This window comes from Streptomyces sp. NPDC002776, from assembly GCF_053592195.1.
Genome location: NZ_JBSFVG010000002.1, coordinates 1 through 24,620, shown reverse-complemented (window position 1 = coordinate 24,620; position 24,620 = coordinate 1). Strand labels below are relative to the sequence as shown.

General features: G+C 71.3%; 24 protein-coding genes and 1 pseudogene. 15 read left to right on the top strand and 10 right to left on the bottom strand.

Annotated features, from left to right (window positions below):
* Positions 1 to 236 precede the first annotated feature (236 nt).
* The 3 genes from fabG (at position 237) to ACWD11_RS04200 (ending at position 2,228) form a co-directional block, all read left to right on the top strand.
* Positions 237 to 941: a 3-oxoacyl-[acyl-carrier-protein] reductase gene (gene fabG, locus ACWD11_RS04210; RefSeq protein ID WP_389418841.1), complete on the top strand. Its 705-nt coding sequence runs from the start codon at positions 237 to 239 to the stop codon at positions 939 to 941.
* Positions 942 to 946: 5 nt separating this feature from the next.
* Positions 947 to 1,714 carry an enoyl-ACP reductase FabI gene (gene fabI / locus ACWD11_RS04205; protein WP_389418842.1) on the top strand — a complete coding sequence of 256 codons (768 nt, stop codon included), beginning with the start codon at positions 947 to 949 and terminating at the stop codon, positions 1,712 to 1,714.
* A 187-nt stretch (positions 1,715 to 1,901) separates the two neighbouring features.
* Positions 1,902 to 2,228, top strand: a complete 327-nt coding sequence (locus ACWD11_RS04200) for a hypothetical protein (RefSeq protein WP_389418843.1) — start codon at positions 1,902 to 1,904, stop codon at positions 2,226 to 2,228.
* Here ACWD11_RS04200 and ACWD11_RS04195 read toward each other — a convergent pair.
* The gene (locus ACWD11_RS04195; protein WP_451281180.1) at positions 2,209 to 2,898 is read right to left on the bottom strand and encodes a FadR/GntR family transcriptional regulator; all 690 of its coding nucleotides are present in this window, start codon (positions 2,896 to 2,898) and stop codon (positions 2,209 to 2,211) included. The genes ACWD11_RS04200 and ACWD11_RS04195 overlap by 20 nt on opposite strands.
* 70 nt (positions 2,899 to 2,968) lie before the next feature.
* Here ACWD11_RS04195 and ACWD11_RS04190 point away from each other — a divergent pair, with 70 nt between their 5' ends.
* The 4 genes from ACWD11_RS04190 (at position 2,969) to ACWD11_RS04175 (ending at position 5,600) form a co-directional block, all read left to right on the top strand.
* Complete coding sequence (locus ACWD11_RS04190; RefSeq protein WP_451281178.1) at positions 2,969 to 4,456, top strand: MFS transporter; 1,488 nt, start codon at positions 2,969 to 2,971, stop codon at positions 4,454 to 4,456.
* Positions 4,457 to 4,505: 49 nt separating this feature from the next.
* Positions 4,506 to 4,625, top strand: coding sequence for an SGM_5486 family transporter-associated protein (locus tag ACWD11_RS04185; RefSeq protein ID WP_284048361.1), 120 nt, complete (start codon positions 4,506 to 4,508; stop codon positions 4,623 to 4,625).
* A 184-nt stretch (positions 4,626 to 4,809) separates the two neighbouring features.
* Complete coding sequence (locus ACWD11_RS04180; protein WP_451281176.1) at positions 4,810 to 5,016, top strand: hypothetical protein; 207 nt, start codon at positions 4,810 to 4,812, stop codon at positions 5,014 to 5,016.
* Between the two features lie 65 nt (positions 5,017 to 5,081).
* A complete protein-coding gene (locus ACWD11_RS04175; protein WP_451281174.1) occupies positions 5,082 to 5,600 on the top strand; it encodes a SixA phosphatase family protein in 519 nt (172 codons plus the stop codon).
* Positions 5,601 to 5,654: 54 nt separating this feature from the next.
* Here the strand turns inward: ACWD11_RS04175 and serB are convergent, their stop codons facing one another.
* Positions 5,655 to 6,863, bottom strand: coding sequence for a phosphoserine phosphatase SerB (serB, locus tag ACWD11_RS04170; protein WP_389418848.1), 1,209 nt, complete (start codon positions 6,861 to 6,863; stop codon positions 5,655 to 5,657).
* Positions 6,864 to 8,418: 1,555 nt separating this feature from the next.
* Positions 8,419 to 9,832: pseudogene (locus tag ACWD11_RS04165) on the bottom strand (streptophobe family protein); the annotation flags it as partial.
* 240 nt (positions 9,833 to 10,072) lie between these two features.
* Here ACWD11_RS04165 and ACWD11_RS04160 point away from each other — a divergent pair.
* Positions 10,073 to 12,589, top strand: coding sequence for an ABC transporter ATP-binding protein/permease (locus ACWD11_RS04160; RefSeq protein ID WP_389418849.1), 2,517 nt, complete (start codon positions 10,073 to 10,075; stop codon positions 12,587 to 12,589).
* A gap of 78 nt (positions 12,590 to 12,667) precedes the next feature.
* On the opposite strand, the gene ACWD11_RS04155 is transcribed toward ACWD11_RS04160, so the two are convergent.
* The 3 genes from ACWD11_RS04155 to ACWD11_RS04145 form a co-directional block, all read right to left on the bottom strand.
* Complete coding sequence (locus ACWD11_RS04155; RefSeq protein WP_389418850.1) at positions 12,668 to 13,414, bottom strand: transglycosylase SLT domain-containing protein; 747 nt, start codon at positions 13,412 to 13,414, stop codon at positions 12,668 to 12,670.
* 298 nt (positions 13,415 to 13,712) lie between these two features.
* Positions 13,713 to 14,798, bottom strand: coding sequence for an S-adenosylmethionine:tRNA ribosyltransferase-isomerase (locus ACWD11_RS04150; protein WP_451281171.1), 1,086 nt, complete (start codon positions 14,796 to 14,798; stop codon positions 13,713 to 13,715).
* Positions 14,795 to 15,493 carry an SDR family NAD(P)-dependent oxidoreductase gene (locus tag ACWD11_RS04145; protein WP_451281169.1) on the bottom strand — a complete coding sequence of 233 codons (699 nt, stop codon included), beginning with the start codon at positions 15,491 to 15,493 and terminating at the stop codon, positions 14,795 to 14,797. Before ACWD11_RS04145 ends, ACWD11_RS04150 begins: the two co-directional genes overlap by 4 nt.
* Before the next feature lie 199 nt (positions 15,494 to 15,692).
* Between ACWD11_RS04145 and ACWD11_RS04140 the strand changes: the two genes are divergently transcribed.
* From ACWD11_RS04140 to chpE, 3 genes are all read left to right on the top strand, one after another.
* The gene (locus ACWD11_RS04140; RefSeq protein WP_389418853.1) at positions 15,693 to 16,838 is read left to right on the top strand and encodes a GAF domain-containing sensor histidine kinase; all 1,146 of its coding nucleotides are present in this window, start codon (positions 15,693 to 15,695) and stop codon (positions 16,836 to 16,838) included.
* Positions 16,831 to 17,472, top strand: a complete 642-nt coding sequence (locus tag ACWD11_RS04135; protein ID WP_389418854.1) for a response regulator — start codon at positions 16,831 to 16,833, stop codon at positions 17,470 to 17,472. Before ACWD11_RS04140 ends, ACWD11_RS04135 begins: the two co-directional genes overlap by 8 nt.
* Before the next feature lie 155 nt (positions 17,473 to 17,627).
* Positions 17,628 to 17,876 (top strand): chaplin ChpE, encoded by a 249-nt coding sequence (chpE, locus tag ACWD11_RS04130; protein WP_389418855.1) that lies wholly within the window; start codon positions 17,628 to 17,630, stop codon positions 17,874 to 17,876.
* Between the two features lie 138 nt (positions 17,877 to 18,014).
* Here the strand turns inward: chpE and ACWD11_RS04125 are convergent, their stop codons facing one another.
* Entirely contained in the window at positions 18,015 to 18,803 is a 789-nt protein-coding gene (locus ACWD11_RS04125) for a hypothetical protein (RefSeq protein WP_451281165.1), read from the bottom strand.
* Positions 18,804 to 18,940: 137 nt separating this feature from the next.
* On the opposite strand from ACWD11_RS04125, the gene ACWD11_RS04120 reads away from it, so the two are divergent.
* The 3 genes from ACWD11_RS04120 (at position 18,941) to ACWD11_RS04110 (ending at position 21,318) form a co-directional block, all read left to right on the top strand.
* Complete coding sequence (locus ACWD11_RS04120) at positions 18,941 to 19,732, top strand: ABC transporter ATP-binding protein (RefSeq protein ID WP_389418857.1); 792 nt, start codon at positions 18,941 to 18,943, stop codon at positions 19,730 to 19,732.
* Between the two features lie 54 nt (positions 19,733 to 19,786).
* On the top strand, positions 19,787 to 20,218 hold the full coding sequence (locus ACWD11_RS04115) for an NfeD family protein (RefSeq protein WP_389418858.1): 432 nt from the start codon (positions 19,787 to 19,789) through the stop codon (positions 20,216 to 20,218).
* 155 nt (positions 20,219 to 20,373) lie between these two features.
* Complete coding sequence (locus ACWD11_RS04110; RefSeq protein ID WP_389418859.1) at positions 20,374 to 21,318, top strand: SPFH domain-containing protein; 945 nt, start codon at positions 20,374 to 20,376, stop codon at positions 21,316 to 21,318.
* A gap of 124 nt (positions 21,319 to 21,442) precedes the next feature.
* On the opposite strand, the gene ACWD11_RS04105 is transcribed toward ACWD11_RS04110, so the two are convergent.
* The 3 genes from ACWD11_RS04105 to ACWD11_RS04095 form a co-directional block, all read right to left on the bottom strand.
* The gene (locus tag ACWD11_RS04105) at positions 21,443 to 21,949 is read right to left on the bottom strand and encodes an HNH endonuclease (RefSeq protein ID WP_451281162.1); all 507 of its coding nucleotides are present in this window, start codon (positions 21,947 to 21,949) and stop codon (positions 21,443 to 21,445) included.
* A 146-nt stretch (positions 21,950 to 22,095) separates the two neighbouring features.
* Positions 22,096 to 22,635, bottom strand: coding sequence for a YbhB/YbcL family Raf kinase inhibitor-like protein (locus ACWD11_RS04100; RefSeq protein ID WP_389418861.1), 540 nt, complete (start codon positions 22,633 to 22,635; stop codon positions 22,096 to 22,098).
* A 40-nt stretch (positions 22,636 to 22,675) separates the two neighbouring features.
* Complete coding sequence (locus ACWD11_RS04095; protein WP_389418862.1) at positions 22,676 to 23,458, bottom strand: sporulation protein; 783 nt, start codon at positions 23,456 to 23,458, stop codon at positions 22,676 to 22,678.
* Positions 23,459 to 23,596: 138 nt separating this feature from the next.
* On the opposite strand from ACWD11_RS04095, the gene ACWD11_RS04090 reads away from it, so the two are divergent.
* On the top strand, positions 23,597 to 24,247 hold the full coding sequence (locus tag ACWD11_RS04090; RefSeq protein WP_451281159.1) for a DNA-3-methyladenine glycosylase: 651 nt from the start codon (positions 23,597 to 23,599) through the stop codon (positions 24,245 to 24,247).
* Positions 24,248 to 24,620: the final 373 nt, after the last annotated feature.

The window sequence follows — 24,620 nt, the reverse complement described above, 5'->3', positions numbered from 1 at the left end:
TCTTCCTGTCGCCGTTACCGTGGTCGCTCCGATCATGTCGCGCGGGCCGGTCCGAGGACCACACGTTTGCCGCCCGTGGCCGGTTCGGTTCTGTAGGGATCCGACAGTGACGCCGACGCGCCACTGTCGGTGCCCGCTTGTCCCCATGAGCTTCGGGACCGATAGGTTTTCGGGGAAGCCGCCTGTCATCCAGGTGTTCGGGCGGGTTGTCAGACCGCTATCGAAAGGGTGATCCGTTGAGCCGCTCGGTTCTCGTCACCGGAGGCAACCGGGGCATCGGCCTCGCCATCGCCCGTGCATTCGCCGACGCCGGCGACAAGGTCGCCGTCACCTACCGCTCGGGTGAGCCCCCGAAGGGCTTCCTCGCCGTCAAGTGCGACATCACCGACACCGAGCAGGTGGAGCAGGCCTACAAGGAGATCGAGGCCGAGCACGGCCCGGTCGAGGTCCTCGTCGCCAACGCCGGCGTCACCAAGGACCAGCTGCTGATGCGCATGTCCGAGGAGGACTTCGCCTCGGTCGTCGACACCAACCTCACCGGCACCTTCCGGGTCGTCAAGCGCGCCAACCGGGGCATGCTGCGGGCCAAGAAGGGCCGCGTGGTGCTGATCTCGTCGGTGGTCGGACTGCTCGGCTCCGCGGGGCAGTCGAACTACGCCGCCTCCAAGGCCGCGCTGGTCGGCTTCGCGCGTTCCCTCGCCCGTGAGCTGGGGTCGCGCAACATCACTTTCAACGTCGTCGCGCCCGGCTTCGTGGACACCGACATGACCAAGGTGCTCACCGACGAGCAGCGCGCGGCCATCGTGTCGCAGGTCCCGCTCGGCAGGTACGCGCAGCCGGAGGAGATCGCCGCGACGGTGCGGTTCCTCGCCTCGGACGACGCCTCGTACATCACTGGAGCCGTCATTCCCGTTGACGGCGGACTGGGAATGGGTCACTGATCACCATGAGCGGAATTCTCGAGGGCAAGCGCGTCCTGATCAGCGGTGTGCTGATGGAGTCCTCCATCGCCTTCCACGCCGCCAAGCTGGCCCAGGAGCAGGGCGCCGAGATCATTCTCACCGCGTTCCCCCGGCCCACGCTGACCGAGCGCATCGCCAAGAAGCTCCCCAAGCCCACCAAGGTCATCGAGCTCGACGTCACCGACGACGAGCACCTCGGGCGGCTCGCGGACCTCGTCGGCGAGGAGCTCGGCGGCCTCGACGGCGTCGTGCACTCCATCGGCTTCGCGCCCCAGGACGCCCTCGGCGGCAACTTCCTGAACACCCCGTTCGAGTCGGTCGCCACGGCCATGCACGTCTCGGCGTACTCCCTGAAGTCGCTGACCACGGCCTGCCTGCCGCTGATGCAGAACGGCGGCTCGGTCGTCGGCCTCACCTTCGACGCCCAGTACGCCTGGCCGCAGTACGACTGGATGGGCCCGGCCAAGGCCGCTCTGGAGGCCACCAGCCGCTACCTCGCGCGTGACCTGGGCAAGCAGAACATCCGCTGCAATCTCATCTCCGCGGGTCCGCTCGCCTCCATGGCCGCCAAGTCCATCCCGGGCTTCGGCGAGCTGGCCGCCGTGTGGGACGACCGCTCCCCGCTGGAATGGGACCTGAAGGACCCGGAGCCGGCCGGCAAGGGCATCGTCGCCCTGCTGAGCGACTGGTTCCCGAAGACCACGGGCGAGATCATCCACGTCGACGGTGGTCTGCACGCCATCGGCGCGTAACGCCGCCGCTCGGCCTCGGCCGACCCCTGAGGGCCCCGCACCCGACCGGTGCGGGGCCCTCGGCACGTGGTGCCGGTGTCGCTCGTTCGGCCTATCCGGCCGGGCGGGGCCCCACCCGGACGGGGCACTCTGGATTACGCCTTCACCACGCGTTTTCCTCGTCAGCACGGCCGAGGAGGTCCCTCTTGTGCGTCTGCCCCGCAGCCTCGCCCCAGTGACCGTCGCCGTAGCTCTCCTGGTGTCCCTGCCGTACGAGGCGACACCGCAGGCTCGCGAACCGGAGCCCTTCGGCTCCGAGTGCCGCACGCGCGTGCAGGGCTCCCACGTGATCGCCTACTGCCACAACCCCTACGCCGACATGGACCGCGTACGGCTGCACATCGAGTGCAGCCGGTGGTGGGACCTCGACACCGACAGCTCCCCGGTCGACACCGGCCCGGCGGCGACCGTACGGCTCACCGGGCGCTGCTGGAAGGAGGTCCGCTCGGCGTGGGTCAGCCACCAGCAGCGCTGAACCGGCCCGGACGGCACTGGAACGGATAGCCGGCCGCCTCCCGGGCCGCGGTCGTCGCGTCGCCCGCGCGGATCGCGTCCAGCAGCCGCGCGTGGTCCATGTACGTCTCCGGCGTCAGCTCCTCGCCGACGTCCTCACGCAGCCAGTCCCGCAACACCTCGCCCAGGTCCGCGTACATGGCCGTCATCGCGTCGTTGTGGGACGCGGCCACCACCGCCAGGTGGAAGGTGGCGTCGGCCGTCACGAACGCCTCCGCGTCGCCCGACGCCCAGGCCTCCTCACGCCGGAGCAGCAGCGCGTCGAGCTGCTTGAGGTCCTTCTCGGTGCGCCGCCCGGCGGCCAGCTTCGCCGCCCCCGACTCCAGCGTGGAGCGCAGCTCGGCGATGTGCCGCGGGTCGGCGTCGGCGAAGCGGCGGTGCATCACCCCGGCCAGCTCACTGGTCGCCACGACATAGGTGCCCGAGCCCTGGCGGATGTCCAGCAGGCCGTTGTGGGCGAGGGCGCGGACGGCCTCCCGGACCGTGTTGCGAGCGACTCCCAGCTGCGCGACCAGCTCCGGCTCGGTCGGGATGCGGGAGCCGACCGGCCACTCGCCGGAGGTGATCTGGTGCCGCAGCGCGGCGATGACCTGCTCGGACAGGGCGGAGCGGCGTTGCTGGCTCAGGGGCATGGCACACCTTCGCATGGGACGGGCGGCCGGCCCAGGCCGGAGGTTGGACAAGCATTCATCCCATGATTCTATGATGGGTGACATGGCAAGCGAGGAAACCCGGACGACGAAACCCGCCATCGTACGCAGTTCGGCCCAGCCGGCCGACGCCTCCCCGGTGCCCACGCGCGCGTGGACGACACGTCTGATCGTCCTCGGCATCGTGCTGGCCGCGCTGAACCTCCGCCCCGCGATCACCAGCTTCGGCGCCCTCCTCGAAGAGGTCCGGGACGGACTCGGCATGAGCGGCAGCATGGCCGGGCTGCTCACCTCCGTGCCCCCGCTGTGCTTCGCGCTCTTCGGCGTCATGGCGCCCCGCCTCGCGCGCCGCTTCGGCCTAGGTGCCGTCGTCTGCGCGGGCATGATCGCCATCACGGCCGGTCTGCTGATCCGCCCCTACGCGGGCAGCACGCCCGCCTTCCTGGCCGCCAGCGCCCTCGCCCTGATGGGCATCGCGGTCAGCAACGTCCTGATGCCGGTCATCGTCAAGCGCTGGTTCCCGGACCGCGTCGGCTCCATGACGGGCCTGTACTCGATGGCCCTCGCCCTCGGCACCTCGGCCGCGGCGGCGGTCACGGTGCCGATGACGGACGCGCTCGGCGGGAACTGGCAGACCGGGCTCGCGGTGTGGGCGGCCCTGGCGGCGGCGGCCGTCCTGCCCTGGCTCCCGTTCGTACGGGACCGGCGGGCGCCGGGGGCGGACGAACAGGCGGGCGGGCGCGGAGGGGCGCCCGCGCGTGGGGAAGTGGGCGGGCGTGGGGGAGCGGCCCGGCGTGGGGAAGCGGCCGGGCGTGGTGAGGCATCCGCGCGTGGGGAGTCGGCCACCCGGGAGGAGGCGCCCGTACGGCAGGGGGCATCCGCTGGCGATGGGGCGGCCGGGCGGGCGGGAGCGCTCGCCCACAAGGACGCACGCCCGCGTGCGGAGGTGCCCGCGCTGCGGATCACGCGTAGCCGTACCGCCTGGGCGCTCGCCGTGTTCTTCGGGCTCCAGGCCACCGCCGCCTACATCACGATGGGCTGGATGCCGCAGATCTTCCGGGACGCGGGCGTGCCCGCGAGCACCGCCGGGCTGCTGCTGGCCGTCACCATGGTGATGGGCGTGCCGCTGGCCTTCGTCATCCCGCGCGTGGCCACCCGCCTGCCGCACCAGGGGCCGATCGCCCTCGTGCTCGGCGTCTGCGGGCTCGCCGGATACGCCGGCCTGTACTTCGCGCCCGCCGCCGGAGCCTGGGCCTGGGCCGTGCTGCTCGGCATCTCCAACTGCGCCTTCCCGCTGGCCCTGACCATGGTCGGGATGCGGGCCAGGACCGGCGCGGGCGTCGCCCAGCTGTCGGCCTTCGCGCAGAGCACCGGCTATCTGATCTCCATCCCCGGCCCGCTCCTGGTCGGCGTGCTCTACCAGCACAGCGGCGGCTGGGGCCTGCCGATCGCGCTGATGACCGCCCTGATGATCCCGCAGATGGCGGTGGGCGTCCTCGCCGGGCGCAACCGCACGGTCGAGGACGAGGCCACCCGCTGAGCCGCACCCCGCGGGCCCGCTCCCGGGCGGCGGGTGCGAGACTTGCCCCATGTCGCCAGTGCTCGACCCGAACCCGCAGAACGGCCAGAAGAAGATGCTCCTCGTCTTCGGCTCGTTCCTCGCCATCTTCGTGATCATCGCCGTCATCGCGACGATCGCCTCGCCGTGAGCCAGGGCCCGCCGCCGGCCCATGGTGGGGGTAGCCCCCCATCCCCTAGGGGGCGAGTGTCAGGGTCAACTGGGTGGATCACCGGATGGGTTGAGTGCCGCGGATTCCGTAGCTTCGAGATGTGACCGCGAGACGCGGACCACGGAGCAGGTTCCCGGCCACTCGACGACCCGCGGAGGCACCCATGTCGGCCCCTACGCAGACTGCGCCCCACTCGGCACGCCGCGGTGGCGTCGACATCCGGCTGCCCTGGTGGGCCCTGGCCCTGCCCGTGCTCGCCTTCGTCACCCTGCTGGTGCTGATACTCGATCCGGCCGAGGCGCACGCCGCGACCGCAGACCCCGCGATCACCCAGCTCTTCGAGCGCGTACAGCAGCTGATGGCTCGCTGAACAGCGACGCGGTCGCCCGCCAACTCCTGGCGCCGCGTGGCGTGTTTCATGCGAAGCTGGGACTCATGAGCGTCGCAGAATCCCGCAGGATCGTCCTCTTCCGGCATGCGAAAGCCGACTGGCCCCAGGTGACCGACCATGAGCGGCCGCTCGCCGAGCGGGGCCGGATGGACGCCGCCGTCGCCGGACGCAAGCTCGCCGACACCGGTGTCCCCTTCGACCTGGCCCTGTGCTCCACGGCGACCCGGACCCGCGAGACCTGGAAGCTCGCCGTCCACGAGTTCCCGCACCGGCCGAAAACGGTTTACGAGGAGCGGATCTACGAGGCCTCGCCGGGCGAGCTGATCGCCGTGCTCAACGAGACGCCGGACGAAGTGCGCAGCGCCGTCCTCATCGGCCACAACCCTGGTGTCCAGGGGCTGGCGGAGGTCCTGGCCGGGTCCGCCGAGGAGGACGCCCGCACCCGGATGGACCGCCGCGGCTTCCCGGCCGCCGCCTTCGCCGTGCTGAGCTTCACCGGGCCCTGGAAGGCCCTGGAACCGGGCGTGGCCGAGCTGCTCGACTACTGGGCACCCTCGGAGTGACCCCGTCCGCGGGGGAGGGGCCCGGTGCCGGGCCCCTCTCGCCGTGCCGGGGACTCAGTCCTCGTCGTGCATGTCGGCGGCCTCGACCTCTTCGCGGGTGACGCCCAGCAGATAGAGCACCGTGTCGAGGAACGGCACGTTCACCGCGGTGTGCGCGGCCTCCCGCACCACCGGCTTGGCGTTGAAGGCGACCCCGAGACCGGCCGCGTTCAGCATGTCCAGATCGTTGGCGCCGTCACCGATCGCCACGGTCTGCGCCAGCGGTACGCCCGCCTCGGCGGCGAAGCGGCGCAGCAGGCGGGCCTTGCCCGCGCGGTCCACGATCTCGCCGGTCACCTTGCCCGTCAGCCTGCCGTCGATGATCTCCAAGGTGTTGGCCTGGGCGAAGTCCAGCCCGAGCCGGTCCTTGAGATCGTCCGTGACCTGGGTGAAACCGCCGGAGACCACGCCGACTTGGTAGCCGAGCCGCTTCAGCGTACGGATCAGGGTGCGGGCGCCCGGCGTCAGCCGTACCTCGCTGCGCACCTTGTCCACGACGGAGGCGTCGAGCCCTTCCAGCAGGGCCACACGCGCGTGCAGAGACTGCTCGAAGTCCAGCTCTCCGCGCATCGCCGCCGCCGTCACCTCGGCGACCTTGTCCTCGCAGCCCGCGTGCGCGGCGAAGAGCTCGATCACCTCGTCCTGGATGAGCGTGGAGTCCACGTCCATCACGACCAGGCGCTGCGCCCGCCGGTGCAGGCCCGCCGCGACCACCGCGACATCCACGCCGAGCTGCGCGGCCTCGGTCACCAGAGCGGTCCGCAGCGGCTCGGTCTCCACGCCGGACACCGCGAACTCGACGGCCGTCACGGGGTACTTGGCGAGCCGGAAGATACGGTCGATGTTGCCGCCTGCGTGGGTGATCTTCGCGGCGATGGCGGCCGTGGCCTCCGCGGTGAGCGGATGCCCGAGCACGGTGACCAGGGAGCGGCCGAGTCCGCGCGGGCGGTTGTCGCCGAGCCCCGAGATGATCTCGGCCTGCATCTTCAGCGACTCCGCCCAGCTGTGGACGGTGGCCCGCAGATCCCCTTCGAGACCGCGGGGCGGCTCGGTCACGAGCGCGCACAGCACGATCCGGCCACGGGTGACGACCTGCTCGATGTCGACCACGTCGACGGAATAGGCGGCGAGGGTGTCGAAGAGTCCGGCCGTGATGCCCGGCCTGTCCTTCCCGAAGATCTTGACGAGAAGGGTGGGGACGTCAGAGGTCTGCGAAGCGCTCATGATGTCTCCACCGTATCCGGCACCCAGTGCCTCCCGCCCCCGAGGTCCGCCTGCCGGACACGGAACACTGGGCGTCGGCCTGATGACCCAGACGTAACCCGCCGCCGACGCGGCGGGGCGACCGGGGCGGCGGCCCACGTCTCACATCGGCGGTGGAGGAGAGCGAACCGGGGCCGACCTAGGACAACCGACGCCCGGACCCGGCGGCGGAGGCGGGGGCCCCTCGCCAAAGCAGTCCGAGGACGACCGGCGCCCCGGACGCGACGGGGGAACACGCCTTCCGCGTCGGCCACGCCTCAACGGCGTCCCTTGGGCCCCCTCGGCGGCGCGGGTGGTGGCGGAGGAGGCGGGGGTGGCCCCTCGCCGGAGCCGTCCGAGGACGAACGGCGCCCGGGCTTCGGCGGCGGACCGATCGGCCGGACCACGGTGGGTGCGCCGTACACGTCGTCGCCGCTCCGACCGGCCTGCTCGGGCACCGCCCCCTCCGGGCGCGCGTCCTCCGGCTCCCGTAGCTCTCCGGGGGCCCGCAGGTACGGATTGGTGTCGGGATTGGGCGGCCGATACGGCACTCCGGGCGTGTACGGCCCGTCCCCGGGCGCCCCGCGGACCTGTCCAGGCGTGCCGGTTGCCGGCCCGGGGCTTCCGCTTGCCTGGCCAGGCGTTCCGGCTGCCTGTTCCGGTGCCGTGGCGGCTCGCCCGCCCGGCCCGTCCGCTCGCCCGGCCGCCCGGTCCGTCTGCCTAGGCGGCCCACTTGTCTGCCCGCTTGCCCAGCCCGCCTGCCAGGTAGGCGCGCCGCTCTGCCCAGGAGTCCTGCCCGCCTGCCGGGAAGATCCGCGTGCCTGATCAGATGCCCCCGACGTCCCACCCGCGTGTCCGGCCGCCCCGCCCACCTGCCCTGGCGCCCCGCCCGCGTCCCAGGCCGGCCCGCCCACAGGCCCGGCCGCCCGCCCGGGCGTCCCGCTTTCCTCCCAGGTAGGCCCGCTCGTCTGCCCGGCCGCCGCGTCCGCCTGCCAGGAAGGTCCCCCCTCCTGGCTGGCCGCTGCGCCTGCCTGCCCGTGCGCCCCGCCCTCCTGGCTGGCCGCTGCGCCTGCCTGCCCGTGCGCCCCGCCCTCCTGGCTGGCCGCTATGCCCGCCTGCCCGTGCGCCCCGCCCTCCTGGCTGGCCGCTGCGCCCGCCTGCCCATGCGTCCCCCTGGATTGCCCGGCCGCCGCGCCCGCCTGCCCATGCGCCCCGCTCGCCTCCCCGGCCGCTGCGTCCGCCTGCCAGGAAGACCCGCCCTCCTGCCCGGCCGCCGTGCCTGCCTGCCCATGCGCCCCGCTCCCTAGCCCGACCGCAGTGCCCGCCTGCCCCGCCCCTGCGCCCGTCTGCCCATGCGCCCAGCCCCCCTCCCGCACAGGCTCGCCCCCCTGCCAACGCCCCTCGTCGGCCCTCCACAACCACCCCGAGTCCGCCCCGTGAACAGCCCCCGAGTCCGCCCCGTGAACAGCCCCCGAGTCCGCCCCGTGAACAGCCCCCGAGTCCGCCCCGTGAACAGCCCCCGCGTCCACCCCCCGAACAGCCCCCGCACCCCCCACCCCCAAGTCACCCAGTGCCAAAGGCGCCGCCCCTTGCCCCGCCGCCCCCGTGGCGTGGGCCGTCAGGGCCCCCGTCGCTCCCGCCCCCGCTCCCCACGCCGCGCCCAGCAGCAGTGCCGCCCCCAGCTGCCCGTGCAGTTCGACGGTCGCGTCGAAGGCGTCGACCCCGAGTACCGCCAGGGACGCGTCGACGGAGACCTCCGTCAGCCAGGCCAGCAGCGGCAGCGCCAGCGCCGTCACGATGCCGAGCCGCAGTGCGCACCGACCCGCGAAACCGAGGGCGCCGGAACCCCGTACCACCGGCGTCCGTACCGCCGTGAGCACCCCCGCCAGCAGCATCGCCATCGCCGCCGCCACCCCCAGCAGCCACACCCGTCCGTCCAGTTCCGCCAGCCGCCCCAGCGTCACGGCGCGGTCGGAGTCGACCAGCAGGTCGTCCAGCGGGTCCGGCAGGAACTGCGCCAGGGGACCGGCGGCCTCGCCGTCCCACGGCACGAACAGGCCGATCGGGATGCCCAGCCACACCCCGTTCGGCGCCCCGAGCAGCGCGGCGCCCGCGATCCGCTTGGGGTTGTCGTCGCCGATCAGCGCGTACGCCGCCGCCGCGAACCCCGCGAGGACCGCCATCAGCAGAACCCCCACCAGGGTGGACACCGCGGGCCGCACCACGCGGTGCAGGGCCGTCCAGCCGGCCGGCAGGGGAGTGCGCCGCGACGCCAGCAGCGCGATCAGCAGGATCCCCGCCGACCAGCACGCGCCGCCGAGCAGCGTCGATGCCGTGTCCACCGAGAAGCCGACGGCCGCCTCCGCGTCGATCAGGTCCCCGATCTGGTCGGGCAGCAGCCCTCCGATGTCCCCGACGTCCCCGAGCCCGGGAATCTCGACACCGCCCCCGCCTCCGCCCCCGCCGCCGGGCAGCTCGTCGAGTCCGAGCGCGCTCCCGTCGAAGGTGATGACGTCGTCCCCCGCCCAGGCCAGCCCGCCCAGCATCGCCACGGACAGCGCGACCACCGCGCCCGCGCGCGCGGCGAGTTCGGCCGGCGCGATCACAACTCCCGCCGCGCGCAAGGACCGTAGGAAGAACCACGACAGGAGCAGCGCGCCGATCAGGCTCACGCCCAGTGGCGTGATGTCGATGGCGGTCGTCGCCTCCGCCCCCGTAAGACCGAATGCGGACACATCACCCGAAGGCGTCACCGAACCGCCCGCCGCGAGCGCCACGACCGCCGCGGTCATCGGGCCCAGCGAGCCCGCCGTGTCCGCCTCCAGCAGGCGCAGACCCAGCGCGGCGGTACCCGCCATCCCGATCAACGCCCAGCTCACCGCGGCGACCGCGGACAGCAGGACGTCCGCCCACGGCACCTTCGTGCTCTCGGCGTTCCTCGACGCGCTCATGGCAGACCCCCCGATCCGCGCAGCGGCGAACTCGCCGCGCATGTCCCCCTCGCGTGGATTACCACTCTCCGGCCCGGTTTCCACCCCGTCAACGGAACCGGTCGATGCGTATGTGCGTGGTCTTCACAAGGCCCGACTTTCGGTCAGGGGGCCGAGCCTGAAATAGTTCCCGACGATGTTCGCCATCCCTAGACTCCCTCTGATGGGGGTAACTCGGGGGACTACTCAGTGGGGCATGGAGTGCCGGAACTCGTACTGGAATTGAATGGACAAACCTGGACGCTCGATCCGTCCAGGACATACACCCTCGGACGGGATCCGCAGGGTGACATCGTGCTGGACGACGCCAGGGTCTCCTGGCGGCATGCCACGATCAGCTGGAGCGGCCGCAGTTGGGCCATTGAGGACCACGGCTCCACCAACGGCACGTTCGTGCAGGGCCAGCGCATCCACCAGCTGGAACTCGGTCCCGGCTCGTCCGTGCACCTGGGCAACGCGACCGACGGCCCGCGCCTGAGCCTGACCGGCGCCGGCGTGTCCGTGCCGAAGGCGCAGGCCCAGCAGCAGCCGTACGCCGCCCAGGGCGCGAACCCGGGCTGGGCCCAGCAGGCGCCGCCGCAGCAGCAGGCCCCGGGGGCCGGCTGGCAGCAGCCCCAGCAGGGCGCGCCGAGCATTCCGCAGCAGCAGGGCCCCGGCGTCGGCGCGGGGGCGCCGCCGGTCTACGGCGACCGCAGCCCGACCACGTTCCACCAGTTCGCCGTCGGCCGGGTGATGCGCATCGGCCGTGCCCTGGAGAACGAGCTGGTCGTCTCCGACCTCCAGGTCTCCCGGCACCACGCCGAGTTCCACTCGACGCCCGACGGCCGGATGGAGATCCGTGACCTGGGGTCGCACAACGGCACCTACGTCAACGGCCAGCCGATCGCCAAGGGCGGTTCACAGCTCCTCGGCCCGGCCGACATCGTCGGCGTCGGCCACTCCACGTACCGGATCGTCGGCGACCGCCTCGAGGAGTTCGTCGACACCGGTGAGGTCTCCTTCTCGGCCCGCCACCTGACGGTCACCGTCGACGGCGGCAAGCAGATCCTCAAGGACGTCTCCTTCGGCGTCCCCGAGAAGTCGCTGGTCGCGGTCATCGGCCCGTCCGGATCCGGCAAGTCGACGCTGCTCAAGGCGCTCACCGGCTACCGCCCGGCCAACCAGGGCGATGTCCTCTACGACAACCGCAACCTCTACAAGCAGTTCGCCGAGCTGCGCCAGCGCATCGGTCTGGTCCCGCAGGACGACATCCTGCACAAGGAGCTGACCGTCAAGAAGGCCCTCAAGTACGCGGCCAAGCTGCGCTTCCCCGCCGACACCACCACGGCCGAGCGCGAGGCCCGGATCGACGAGGTGCTGCGCGAGCTGAAGCTGGACATCCACAAGGAGAAGAAGGTCACCTCCCTCTCCGGTGGCCAGCGCAAGCGCGTCTCGGTGGCCCTGGAGCTGCTCACCAAGCCGTCGCTGATCTTCCTGGACGAGCCCACCTCGGGCCTCGACCCGGGCATGGACCGCGATGTCATGCAGCTGCTGCGCGGCCTGGCCGACGACGGCCGTACGGTCCTCGTCGTCACCCACTCCGTGGCCGAGCTGGCGATCTGCGACAAGCTCCTGGTGATGGCGCCGGGCGGCGCGGTCGCCTACTTCGGCCCGCCCGAGGAGGCGCTGAACTTCTTCGGCTACGACACCTGGGCCGACGTCTTCTCCGCCTTCGAGAACTACCGCGACTACGACTGGGCGGGCCGCTGGAAGGGCTCGCAGCACTACCAGATGTACGCCGCGGACATCGACGCGGTCGCCCCGCAGTCCGTACACATGCCGTCGGCCCAGGCGATGCGCCCGCCCAAGCCGCAGGGCTGGGGTTCGCAGCTGCTGACCCTGGTGCGCCGCTATGTGTCGGTGATCGCCTCCGACAAGGGCTTCCTGGCCCTGACGGTGATCCTGCCGGCCGTGCTCGGTGCGGTCAGCCTGCTCATCGACCCGGACAAGGACCTGCTGGTCCGGCAGGTGAACCCGGGGACCGGCATGCCCGTCCCGAACGGCACGGCCACCACGGTCCTGCTGATCCTCGCGGTCGGCGCGTGCTTCGCGGGAGCCGCCAACTCCGTCCGTGAGCTGATCAAGGAACGGGTGATCTACGAGCGGGAGCGGGCCACCGGTCTGTCGCGCTCGGCGTACCTGATGTCCAAGGTGATCGTGCTCGGCACCATCACCGTGCTCCAGGGCCTGATGGTCGGCGCCATCGGCTTCTCCAGCCGGACCATTCCCGACGAGGCGCTGATCCTCGGCGAGGGCAAGACCGCGGTCCTGCTGGAACTGTCCATCCCGATCATGGGCCTGGGCTTCACGTCGATGATGTTCGGCCTGGTCATCTCCTCGCTGGTGAAGACCGCCGAGAAGACCATGCCGCTGCTGGTGATGTTCGCGATCGTCCAGGTCGTGTTCACCGGCTGCCTGTTCGCCCTGCACGGCAGCCCCGGCGTCAACGAGTTCTCGTACCTGATGCCGTCCCGCTGGGCGGTCGCCGCCGCGGGCGCCACGCTGGACTTCAACAACATCAGCCCGCCCAAGGAGAAGGGCGACACCGACCCGCTGTGGGACCACACGGTCGGCGCCTACAGCCTCGACATGATCGCCCTGATCGTGCTCGGCGTGATCTGCGGCATCCTGGTGGCCCGCTTCCTGCGCCGCCACGAGCCCGAGGTCATGCGCAAGTAACTCCCGTACGACCCCGAAGGGCGGCACCCGTCAGGAGGTGCCGCCCTTCGGCGTTCCGTACCGAGGCCCGCGCCGGCCTCAGTACGCGCTGTTGACGTTGTCGATCGAGCCGTAGCGGTCGGCAGCGTAGTTGGCGGCGGCGGTCAGGTTGGCCACCGGGTCGTACTGGCTCCAGGCGGTGCCGGGGACGTGGTAGGCGTCGAAGGTCGGCTTGATGACCTGCAGCAGGCCGATCGACGGGACGCCGTTCTGGGCGTTGATGTCCCAGTTGTTGATCGCGTTCGGGTTGCCCGAGGACTCCCGGATGATGTTGCGGTGCAGGCCGTGGTAGGTGCCGGGGATGTTGTGCTTGTCCATGATGTCCAGCGCCTCCTTGATCCAGCCGTCAAGGTTGTTGGCGTAGGTCTTCTTCGCGGCGACCGGCTTGGCCTGGGGGCGGGCGGCGGACCGGCTCGCGGCTTCCTTGGCCTTGCGGGCCTGCTCGGCCTTCTTCTTGGCGGCGGCCTCGGCGGCGGCCTTCTTCTGGGCCTCCGCCTTCTTCTTCGCGGCGGCGTCGGCGGCGGCCTTCTTCTTGGCCGCGATGGCCTCGGCCTTCAGGCTGGCGCTCGCGAGCTGGTCGGTGACGCTGGCCTTGACGTCCTTGATCTGCTCGGTCTTGAAGGCGACCTGGGCAGCGGCGGGCTCGGCGGTCGTCGTGGTCTGCGCATTGCCCGGCACCGCGGAGAAGGCGAGGGCGGCGGCGCCGAGCGTGGCGACACCTGCGAGCGCGATCTTGTGCTGCCTGGTCACCGCACGACGACCAGGGGTGGGGATGTTCTTGGGCATGGCGGGGAGACCTCTTCGAGTAGCGCGGAGGTCGCTCGCTGTCCGGCGGGGGACACGGGTGCTTCCGGCACAAACGCCGCGGGCGGACCCACGGCGTTGAGCGACGGGAGCCATTGTTAGCGGCCGCAAAATGCCCAGGCAAAGGTGTGACGTACGATCCCCGATAGTGGATCAGGTAAGGGCAAATCAGGACAGACAGGAATGTCTTTCCCGCTCACGTGGGGGCCGTTTATCTCCTATGTGCCTTCGTACGTGATCTGGGCCCTATGTGCGGCCTCACATCCGCCGGGTGGCAACCTCACCGGGAGTTGCTGGAGCAATGCTCTGGGTGAGGGTTCTCCGCCGGAAGGAGGAGATGCACGTCCCCGAACTCGTGCCACAGGTAGCGCCCGCGCAGCGCCTCCTCGTACCCACGGCCGATCGCCGCCCGCCCCGCGACCGCCTCCAGCATCAGCAGATGCGAGGCCTCCGGCTCGTGCAGCCCCGTCAGCAGCCCGTCCACCACCCGCACCCCGCGCTCCGGGGTGACCACGAGATCCGCCCACCCCGCACGCGCGCGTACCGCCCCGTCCGCGCCCACCGCCGATTCCACGGCCCGCACCGCGGTCGTCCCCACCGCGATCACCCGCCCCTCACCGGCCCGCACGGCGTTGATCAGCCGGGCCGAGGACTCCGGCACCGCGAACCGCTCCGGATACGGCGGCTCGTGCGCCTCCGCCGAGGCCACCCCGGTGTGCAGGGTGACCGGCGCGAACCGCACCCCCCGGCTCACCAGCTCCGCCACCGTCCGCGCCGTGAAGGGCCGCGCGGCACTCGGCATCTCCGCACTGCCGGACCCGTCCGCCGACTCCAGCGCGAACACCGTTTGGTACGCCGACAGCGGCTGATCGCGTTCCGTATAGGAGTAACGGATGGGCCGCCCGTGCTCCCGCAGCATCCCCAGCACCCCGGGACCGGACGCCCGGACCCACCACAGCCGCGCACCGTCCGCGCTCAGCGGCTCCTCGAACATCAGCCGCACTCCGCCCGGCAACCGCACCCGCGCGCCCGCCGGACCGCCCGCACGCGCACGCGTGGTGCCGTTGCCGTCCGGATCCCGCAGCTCGACCGCCCACCGCCCGTCGTCCCCGCGCGTGGAGAAGTGCACCACCACACGCGCGTGCCCGATCTCCCCGTCCACCGCTGCGGCCAGCGTCGGCGAGGTGTTCACCACCAGCAGGTCCCCGGCCCGCAGCAACCCGGGCAGCTCCCGGAACACGTGATGGGCCGGCTCCGTCCCCCGCGACACCAGCAGCCGCACCGAGTCCCGCCCGCGCCCGGGCTCCCGCTGCTCGGCCGGCACCCGCGCCGACAGCTCCGGCGGCACCCGCACCGCCAGCGTCATCGCCGACCCGCCGACAGCGCCGACGCCGCGTACCGCCCGCTGCCCGGCCGCTCGTCCAGCAGCCGCAGAAACGCCGGCACCACACTCCCCGGCGCCGGCCGCTCCCCGTCGTCGTCCGGTACGGCCGCCGCGTACAGGTCGGTGGCCATCTCCCCGGGATCCACCGCCCACACCCGCAGCCCGGGCTCCTCCGCGCCGAGCACCGCCGCCAGGTGGTCGAGTGCCGCCTTGGACGCCCCGTAGCCGCCCCACGTCTCGTACGCCTCGGCCGCGGCGTCCGAGCTGACCGTGACGACCGTGCCGGCCCGGGACGCGCGCAGCAGCGGCAGCGCCTCCTGGACCAGGCCCAGCGCGGCGACCGTGTTCACCTCCAGCGCCCGCCGCAGCCCCTTCAGGGGCAGCTCCTCCAGCCGTACGAGCGGCTCGGCGCCCAGCGCGCTCGCGTTGTGCACCAGCAGATCGACACCGCCCAGCTTCCAGGCCGTGGCCACCAGCGCCGCCCGGTGCCCGGCGTCCGTGACATCCCCGGCCAGCGCCTCCACGCGCGTGCCGTGCTCGGAGACGACCGCCGCCGTCTCCTTCAGCACCCCCTCGGTGCGCGCGTCGAGCACCAGATCCCAGCCCCGCGCGGCCAGGGCCTCGGCCAGCGCCCGCCCCAGCCCTTTCGAGGCCCCCGTGATGATCGCTACCGGCATGACACGTCTCCTCCCAGATCGATGTGCCATCAACCTAGGAACGGGCCCGCCCGGACCGCCTCGGACGCGAGCCGCAGAGCGCCGGGTCCCTTTGACGGGCGGCCTGCGCCCGGGGACCCGAGACCTAGGGCCACCGGCCTAGGCGGGGGCGGCCACAGGTCCGATCCGCACTGTCACACCCCGCCGGTACCGTGAGGACATGAATCAAGGTCCAGGGTCCGGTTTGGCGGCGGTGAGCTCCGCGCTGCTGGCCATGAGCAGGCATCTTGAGGTGCGCGATGTCCTCAAGACGATCGTCGCCTCGGCCCGCGAACTGCTCGACGCGCAGTACGCCGCCCTCGGCGTCCCGGACGACCACGGCGGCTTCGCCCAGTTCGTGGTCGACGGCGTCAGCGACGAGCAGTGGAAGGCCATCGGTCCCCTCCCGCGCCAGCACGGCATCCTGGCCTCGATGCTGCACGAGGCCAAGCCCGAGCGCCTCGCCGACGTCCGCAAGGACCCCCGCTTCGAGGGCTGGCCCTCCGCCCACCCGGACATGTCCGACTTCCTGGGCCTGCCGATCCGCGACGGCGACGAGGTCATCGGCGCGCTGTTCCTGGCCAACAAGCGGTGCGCCAAGCCCGAGGGCGCCTGCGGCTTCACCGCGCAGGACGAGGAACTCCTCGCGATCCTGGCCCAGCACGCGGCCATCGCCCTGACCAACGCCCGCCTGTACGAACGCAGCCGCGAACTGACCATCGCCGAGGAGCGCTCCCGCCTCGCCCACGAACTGCACGACGCGGTGAGCCAGAAGCTGTTCTCCCTGCGCCTGACCGCACAGGCCGCGACGGCCCTCGTCGACCGCGACCCGGCCCGCGCCAAGGGCGAGCTCCAGCAGGTGGCCGTGCTCGCCGCGGAGGCCGCGGACGAACTGCGCGCCGCCGTGGTGGAGCTGCGCCCCGCGGCCCTCGACGAGGACGGCCTGGTGGCCACCCTGCGCACCCACGTCCAGGTCCTGGACCGCGCCCACGGCGCCCGCGTGACCTTCGACGGCCGCGGGGTGCGAGCACTGCCCGCCGCGCAGGAGGAGGCCCTGCTGCGGGTCGCCCAGGAGGCCCTGCACAACGCGCTGCGCCACTCGGGCGCGGACACCGTCGACGTGACCCTGCACCGCTCCGGCGCCGGAGCCGTGCTGCGGGTGACGGACAACGGCAGCGGCTTCGACCCGAAGACCGTCCGCCGCGCGGGCCGCCATCTCGGTCTGGTCTCCATGCGGGACCGGACCAGCGGGGTCGGCGGCACACTCACCGTGGAATCGGCGCCCGGCAAGGGCACCACGATCGAGATGGAGGTCCCCGGTGGCTGACCCGATCAAGGTACTGCTCGTCGACGACCACCAGGTCGTCCGCCGGGGCCTGCGCACGTTCCTCGAAGTACAGGACGACATCGAGGTCGTGGGCGAGGCGTCCGACGGGGCCGAGGGAGTCGCCCGCGCCGAGGAGCTGCGGCCCGACGTCGTCCTCATGGACGTCAAGATGCCGGGCATGGACGGCGTCGACGCCCTGCGCAAGCTCCGCGAGCTGGACAACCCCGCGCGCGTGCTGATCGTCACCAGCTTCACCGAGCAGCGCACCGTGGTCCCGGCCCTGCGCGCCGGAGCCGCCGGTTACGTCTACAAGGACGTCGATCCCGACGCCCTGGCCGGCGCCATCCGCTCCGTCCACGCCGGGCACATCCTGCTCCAGCCCGAGGTCGCCGGGGCCCTGCTGTCCCAGGAGGAATCCGGCCCCGGCCAGGGCAGAGCCGGTTCGCTGACCGACCGGGAGCGCGAGGTGCTCGGGCTGATAGCGGACGGCCGCTCCAACCGGGAGATAGCCCGTGCGCTGGTCCTCTCCGAGAAGACGGTGAAGACCCATGTGTCGAACATCCTGATGAAGCTCGACCTGGCGGACCGCACCCAGGCGGCCCTGTGGGCGGTACGGCATGGTGTGGCCGGATAAGGGCGCGGCGCACGGCAATACGGAGGGTTCCGCTCCGGACTGAGATTCATACCGTCGTGGGAATGTCCCCCGGATGGCCGCATCCTTCGTGGATCTCCGCCGTTCTCCATGCGTGCCGCGGCGACTGCCGCGGTGATCGCTAGGAGGGGTCAGAAGTGAAGAACCTGAAGAAGGCAGCGGCCGTGACGATGGTGGCCGGCGGACTGATCGCCGCCGGGGCCGGGATGGCCTCCGCCACCGACGGCGGGGCGCTGGCCGACGGCAAGGCCGTGGGCTCCCCGGGCGTCGGCTCGGGCAACGTCGTCCAGGCCCCGGTCCACGTCCCGGTCAACGCGGTCGGCAACAGCGTGACCGTGATCGGCGCGCTGAACCCGGCCTTCGGCAACCTGGGCGTCAATCACTGACCTGCGCGCCGCGAGGCGGCCAGCGACTCCGGCCTCCCGGCTCGCCCGGGAGGCCGTTTCCGCTGCCGGCTCGGAGCGGCGGTGCGACACGGCTGCGGACTCCGACCAGCGGTGCCACACCGCTCACCGAGCCCTCGCTCACCGAACCCCCCGCTCCCGCTCCTCCACATACGCGTTGTACGCCGCCACCTGAGCCCGCCGTGCCGTCCGCTCCACCGGCCGCAGCGCGGCGGCCCGGGCCGCCATCTCCCCGGACGTCACCGCGGCGCCGTGGCCGTTCTCGGAGGCCAGGGTCACCAGCATCGCCACCCGCCGCGCGAGCTCCAGCACCCGCACCGCCCGCGGCGGATACCCCGGCGCCAGCGCCTCCCGCCCCCGCTCGGCCCGCGCCCGGTACGCGTCGATCGCCGCCTCGGCCACCGGCCCCGACCCGGCGACATCCAGCCGGGACAACACCTCGGTCGCCTCCCGCAGGGCCTCCGCCAGCTCCCGCTCGGCCTCACCGAGCGACGGCACATCCGCGGGGGGCGCCTCCCGTACCGGCAGCACCTGCCACACCACCTCGACGTGCACATCACCGTCGGGCCCCGCCGCGTACACCTCGGGCACGAGCCCGAACGCGGCCCCGTGACAGACCACCGCCTCCTCGGCCTCCAACGCCCGCGCGTTGAACTCCGGCGGCCCGCTCAGGCCCAGCGGATGCCCCGGTGCCGGCAACGCGACCCGCAAGCCGCTCACCCCGAGCGCCCGCAACCGCCCGAGCGCCAACGTCAGCCCGACCGGCCCGGACTCGCCCGGCAGTCCCTCCACCCGGTGCACGGCGTCGTCCCCGACGATCGCGAGCACTCCGTCATCCGGTGACACGAGTCCGGCCAAAAGGGCATTTCCCCAAGCGGCGAGGCGCCCTGAACGTGGTTCCGAGAACATGCCCCCACCCTAAGGACCGTACCGATGGAATGAAGCGCCCGACCGGTGGCGTAGATTTCGTCGAGGGGTGCGCCCACCGGCGCACGCGACCACCGAGACGCCAGACCGGTCACACTGCAAGGGGAGACAACGCGCTCATGAGCGATGTTCTGGAGCTTCAGGACGTATCCGTGGTCCGCGAGGGCCGGGCTCTGGTGGACCAGGTCTCCTGGTCGGTGAAGGAGGGCGAGCGCTGGGTCATCCTCGGCCCCAACGGCGCCGGCAAGACCACCCTCCTCAACGTCGCCTCCAGCTACCTCTTCCCGACCAAGGGCACCGCCACCGTCCTCGGCGACACCCTCGGCCGGGTCGACGTCTTCGACCTGCGCCCCCGCATCGGCATGGCCGGCATCGCCATGGCCGACAAGCTCCCCAAGCGCCAGACCGTCCTGGAGACCGTGCTCACCGCCGCCTACGGCATGACCGCGACCTGGCACGAGGACTACGACGAGGTCGACGAGCAGCGCGCCCGCGCCTTCCTCGACCGCCTCGGCATGAGCGACTACGTCGAGCGGAAGTTCGGCACCCTCTCCGAGGGCGAGCGCAAGCGCACCCTCATCGCCCGCGCCCTGATGACCGACCCCGAGCTGCTCCTCCTCGACGAGCCCGCCGCCGGCCTCGACCTCGGTGGCCGCGAGGACCTCGTACGCCGTCTCGGCCGCCTCGCCCGCGACCCCATCGCCCCGTCGATGATCATGGTCACCCACCATGTCGAGGAGATCGCCCCCGGCTTCACCCACGTCCTGATGATCCGTCAGGGCAAGGTCCTCGCCGCCGGCCCGCTGGAGCTCGAACTCACCTCCCGCAACCTCTCCCTGTGCTTCGGTCTCCCGCTCGTCGTCGAGCAGATCGGCGACCGCTGGACCGCCCAGGGCCTCCCGCTGTCCTGATCCACCCGAACTGCGCCCTGTCCGCGGCAGGTTGTACGGACCTACCATGACGATGTGAACGACATCGACGCATGGGTGTGGTGGCTCATCGGCGCGGCCGCGCTCGGAATCCCGCTCGTGATGACCGCAATGCCCGAACTCGGCCTGCTCGCCGTCGGCGCCCTGGCAGCCGCGGCCGTGGCCGGACTCGGTGGCGGAGTCGTCCTCCAGGTCCTCGTGTTCGCCGTCGTCTCGGTCGCGCTGGCCCTCGCCGTACGGCCCATCGCCGCCCGCCATCGCAGCGGGCGCCCCCAACTCATCTCCGGGGTCGAGGCGTTGAAGGGCAAACAAGCGGTCGTCCTGGAGCGCGTGGACGCCTCCGGCGGCCGGATCAAGCTCGCCGGGGAGATCTGGTCGGCCCGCTCCCTCGACGGCGGCCAGGCCTACGAAGTGGGGCAGTCGGTGGACGTGGTGGACATCGAGGGGGCCACGGCGATCGTCATGTGACCTCGCACGACGTAACCGGGAGAACACCACACGGGGCACACGACGGTCTGTCAGACTCAACCGGCAAGATCTTCAACAGACATAAGATCTGCAGCAGTTAGGATCCACAGGATCCGCGACAGCGCCGAGGCGGAGAAGGGTACGGGGAGCCGACGATGGAACCGGTCATCATCGTCTTGATCATTCTGGTGGTGTTGGTCTTCATCGCCCTGATCAAGACGATCCAAGTCATCCCACAGGCCAGCGCCGCCATCGTCGAGCGCTTCGGCCGGTACACACGGACGCTGAACGCGGGCCTCAACATCGTCGTCCCGTTCATCGACACCATCCGCAACCGCATCGACCTGCGCGAACAGGTCGTGCCCTTCCCGCCGCAGCCGGTGATCACCCAGGACAACCTGGTCGTGAACATCGACACCGTCATCTACTACCAGGTGACGGACGCCCGCGCGGCCACGTACGAAGTCGCCAGCTACATCCAGGCGATCGAGCAGCTCACCGTCACCACGCTGCGCAACATCATCGGCGGCATGGACCTGGAACGCACGCTGACCTCCCGCGAGGAGATCAATGCGGCCCTGCGCGGCGTCCTCGACGAGGCCACCGGCAAGTGGGGCATCCGCGTCAACCGCGTCGAGCTGAAGGCGATCGAACCGCCCACCTCCATCCAGGACTCGATGGAGAAGCAGATGCGCGCCGACCGCGACAAGCGCGCCGCGATCCTCACCGCCGAGGGCACCCGCCAGGCCGCGATCCTCACGGCGGAGGGCGAGAAGCAGTCCCAGATCCTGCGCGCCGAGGGCGAGGCAAAGGCAGCGGCCCTGCGCGCCGAAGGCGAGGCCCAGGCGGTCCGTACGGTCTTCGAGGCGATCCACGCCGGCGACCCGGACCAGAAGCTCCTCAGCTACCAGTACCTCCAGATGCTCCCGAAGATCGCCGAGGGCGACGCCAACAAGCTCTGGATCGTCCCCAGCGAAATCGGCGACGCCCTCAAGGGCCTGTCCGGCGCGATGGGCAACTTCGGCGGCATGGGCGGCGGTTCAGGCGGCAACTCCGGCACCAGCGGCGCGGAACGCCGAGAGAAGCCGAGCATAGACTGAGCCACGACAACGGGGTCCGCCTCCGAACAGGGCGGACCCCAACTCCCCAGGGGCGCGGGGAACTGCGCGACCAGCCACAACGCCCCCGCAGCCGCCGGACAACCGATCCCGGCAGACGCAACCGCTATGCGGCGTCCCGAGCCAACCACCCCGGCAGCGCCGAGAAGTCCTCCGCCCCCAGCGACAGCAACATCGCATCGGCCGGCGTCGGCTCGAACGGCTGCCGAAGCAACGGCATCCCCGCCTCCTCCGGAGTCCGGTTCGCCTTGCGGTGATTGTCCTCAGCGCACGAGGCCACCGTGTTCAGCCAGGTGTCCTGACCACCCTGCGACCGCGGCACCACATGGTCCACGGTCGTCGCCCGACGACCGCAGTACGCGCACCTGTGCCGGTCCCTGACCAGCACCCCCCGCCTCGACCACGGCGCTCGTCTTCGGAACGGCACCCGTACGTACCGGCACAACCGGATCACCAGGGGCGCGGGTATGTCGACCGCGGCTCCGCGCATGCGCAGTTCGGGGTGGGACTGCTCAACGACGGCCTTGTCCTGAAGCACCAGAACGACGGCTCGGTTCAACGTCACCGTCGACAGCGGCTCGAAGCTCGCGTTCAGTACCAGCGTGTCCCGCATGACCAGCCCACCTCCTGTGCGCAGCGGCCCACCCCCTGGCGGGCTGGGATCAACTCTGGCCGGGCACGCCGAGATGGACAACGAAATAAAAAGTGCCCGCCCCTGATCACTTCCAAGACCAGGGACGGGCAAACGTTCAATGAACGTCAGGCTTCGGCGGCCACTTCGTACTCACCGATGAGCTGCGCACGCGCCAGCGTGTGGAACCGCAGATTGAAACCGACCGCGGCCGGCGAGGCGTCCGCGTCCGGACCGAGCTTCTCCTGGTCCACGGCGTACACCGTGAACACATACCGGTGCGGCCCGTCCCCGGCGGGCGGCGCCGCCCCGCCGAACTCCTTCGACCCGTAGTCGTTGCGCGCCTGCACGGCACCCTCGGGCAGACCCTCGAACGTGCCGCTGCCCGCACCCGCGGGCAACTCGGTGACCGACGCCGGGATGTCGAACACCACCCAGTGCCAGAACCCGCTGCCAGTAGGGGCGTCCGGGTCGTAGCAGGTCACGGCGAAACTCTTGGTCTCCGGCGGGAAGCCCTCCCACCGCAGCTGCGGCGAGGTGTTGCCGGCCGCGTAGACCTGAGCGTCCTTGAGGGTCGCCCCCTCCGAGACGTCCTCACTCGTGACCGTGAACGAGGGCACGGGCGGATGGAAGTCATGGGGGAGCGGCCGCCTCTTGAGCTCGGTCACCTCGGTACCTCCTGATCGGAACGTTCAGTGGCCTCCGAGCCTAGGACCAGTTGCGCTTGCTGCCGACCTCGGACAGCCACTGGTTGAGGTACGCCGCCCAGTCGGTCCCCTGGAAGTCGTTCAGCCCCACCGTGAAGGACCGGAAGGTGTCGCTGCCCGCGCTGAACAGACCCGGCTTCTTGTCCATCTCCAGCACGACGTCCATCGCGCTCTGGTCCGCGACGAAGCTCAGCTCGACCTGGTTGATGCCCCGGTACTGCTGCGGCGGGAAGAACTCGATCTCCTGGTAGAACGGCAGCTTCTGCCGCGTACCGCGGATGACCCCGCGCTCCATGTCCGCGTTCTTGAAGCGGAAGCCCAGCTGGACGAACGCGTCCAGGATCGCCTTCTGCGCCGGCAGCGGGTGCACGTTGATCATGTCGAGGTCGCCGGAGTCGACCGCGCGCGCGATCTCCAGCTCGGTGGTCACACCGATGTGCATCCCGCGCAGCGGCTGCCCGTCGATCGTCGTGATCGGCGTCTCCCACGGGATCTCAAGCCCGAACGGCACCGCGTGCACGGCCTCGGCCTGGAGCTCGAAGGCCCCACCGAGCCGCACCTTGGTGAACTCGATGTCCTGCTTGTACTCCTCGTCGCCGCTCTCGACCTCGACCTTGGCCTGGAGCCCGACCGAGAGCGCCTCGATCTGCTGGCCGACCGAACCGCCCTGGATCCGCACCTCGCCCTGGACCACACCGCCGGGCACGACATTGACCTCGGTCAGCACGGTCTCGACCGAAGCCCCGCCGGACCCCAGACTCGCGAGCAGCTTCTTGAACCCCATGACTCTCCCTCTACGACGACGTCCTTGATCCCTACAAACGCGATCCGGCGGTGGCCGGTTCCTTACCCTCACCCTCGCAAGGGGGAGGGCCCCTGACCACCCCGTGACCGCCACCCGTCTGCACTACCCTCGGACGGCATGATCGCGACCCCCGACCGTACGCCGCTCCCCAGAGACTTCTTCGACCGCCCCGTCCTCGAAGTAGCCCCCGACCTCCTGGGCCGCATCCTCGTACGCTCCACCCCGGACGGTCCGATCCTCCTGCGCCTCACAGAGGTGGAGGCCTACAACGGCCCTGACGACCCCGGCTCCCACGCGTACCGCGGTCGCACCGCCCGCAACGACGTGATGTTCGGTCCGCCCGGTCATGTGTACGTCTACTTCACCTACGGCATGTGGCACTGCATGAACCTGGTCTGCGGCCCCGACGGCACGGCGAGCGCGGTCCTGCTGCGCGCCGGCGAGATCCTCGAGGGCACCGAACTGGCCCGCAGACGTCGCCTCTCGGCCCGGAATGACAAGGAACTGGCCAAAGGCCCGGCCCGCCTCGCCACCGCCCTCGGCGTGAACCGGGCCCTCGACGGTACGGACGCCTGCGCCCCGGGCGAGACCCCGCTGAGGATCCTGACGGGCACGCCGACCCCATCTGACCAGGTGCGCACCGGCCCGCGTACCGGTGTGTCCGGAGATGGGGGCAATGGCGACCTCCATCCCTGGCGCTACTGGATCGCCGACGACCCCACCGTGAGCCCCTACCGGGCCCATGTCCCGAGGCGCCGCCGAAGTTGACTCGCCCCCCGGGAGGCGCGTAACGTGGCCCGAGCCGCTGAACCGGGTACGGCAATCGCCTGCAGCCGGAGCGGCCAAACCACTACCTACGACATCCCTCAGCGGGATCGAATTTGGCGTGCCTGCACGCCTGAATTCGAAAGCGCGGAGACTCGATTATGAGTCGGACGGGGAATCGGCTAACGTAGTGAATGTCGAAAGGCCGCGAGGCCGAAAGGCAAATCCCGTCGACAGGGAATCGGAGCCGAAAGGGTCTGATAGAGTCGGAAACGCAAGACCGAAGGGAAGCCCGGAGGAAAGCCCGAGAGGGTGAGTACAAAGGAAGCGACCGTTCCTTGAGAACTCAACAGCGTGCCAAAAGTCAACGCCAGAT

Coding starts and splice junctions, on each gene's coding strand:
- fabI (WP_389418842.1), top strand. CDS start 947: ATGAGCGGAATTCTCGAGGGCAAGCGCGTCCTGATCAGCGGTGTGCTG.
- ACWD11_RS04195 (WP_451281180.1), bottom strand. CDS start 2,898: ATGCCCCTGAGCCAGCAACGCCGCTCCGCCCTGTCCGAGCAGGTCATC.
- ACWD11_RS04190 (WP_451281178.1), top strand. CDS start 2,969: ATGATGGGTGACATGGCAAGCGAGGAAACCCGGACGACGAAACCCGCC.
- ACWD11_RS04185 (WP_284048361.1), top strand. CDS start 4,506: ATGTCGCCAGTGCTCGACCCGAACCCGCAGAACGGCCAGAAGAAGATG.
- ACWD11_RS04180 (WP_451281176.1), top strand. CDS start 4,810: ATGTCGGCCCCTACGCAGACTGCGCCCCACTCGGCACGCCGCGGTGGC.
- ACWD11_RS04175 (WP_451281174.1), top strand. CDS start 5,082: ATGAGCGTCGCAGAATCCCGCAGGATCGTCCTCTTCCGGCATGCGAAA.
- serB (WP_389418848.1), bottom strand. CDS start 6,863: ATGAGCGCTTCGCAGACCTCTGACGTCCCCACCCTTCTCGTCAAGATC.
- ACWD11_RS04155 (WP_389418850.1), bottom strand. CDS start 13,414: ATGCCCAAGAACATCCCCACCCCTGGTCGTCGTGCGGTGACCAGGCAG.
- ACWD11_RS04150 (WP_451281171.1), bottom strand. CDS start 14,798: ATGACGCTGGCGGTGCGGGTGCCGCCGGAGCTGTCGGCGCGGGTGCCG.
- ACWD11_RS04145 (WP_451281169.1), bottom strand. CDS start 15,493: ATGCCGGTAGCGATCATCACGGGGGCCTCGAAAGGGCTGGGGCGGGCG.
- ACWD11_RS04140 (WP_389418853.1), top strand. CDS start 15,693: ATGAATCAAGGTCCAGGGTCCGGTTTGGCGGCGGTGAGCTCCGCGCTG.
- ACWD11_RS04125 (WP_451281165.1), bottom strand. CDS start 18,803: ATGTTCTCGGAACCACGTTCAGGGCGCCTCGCCGCTTGGGGAAATGCC.
- ACWD11_RS04120 (WP_389418857.1), top strand. CDS start 18,941: ATGAGCGATGTTCTGGAGCTTCAGGACGTATCCGTGGTCCGCGAGGGC.
- ACWD11_RS04110 (WP_389418859.1), top strand. CDS start 20,374: ATGGAACCGGTCATCATCGTCTTGATCATTCTGGTGGTGTTGGTCTTC.
- ACWD11_RS04105 (WP_451281162.1), bottom strand. CDS start 21,949: ATGCGGGACACGCTGGTACTGAACGCGAGCTTCGAGCCGCTGTCGACG.
- ACWD11_RS04095 (WP_389418862.1), bottom strand. CDS start 23,458: ATGGGGTTCAAGAAGCTGCTCGCGAGTCTGGGGTCCGGCGGGGCTTCG.
- ACWD11_RS04090 (WP_451281159.1), top strand. CDS start 23,597: ATGATCGCGACCCCCGACCGTACGCCGCTCCCCAGAGACTTCTTCGAC.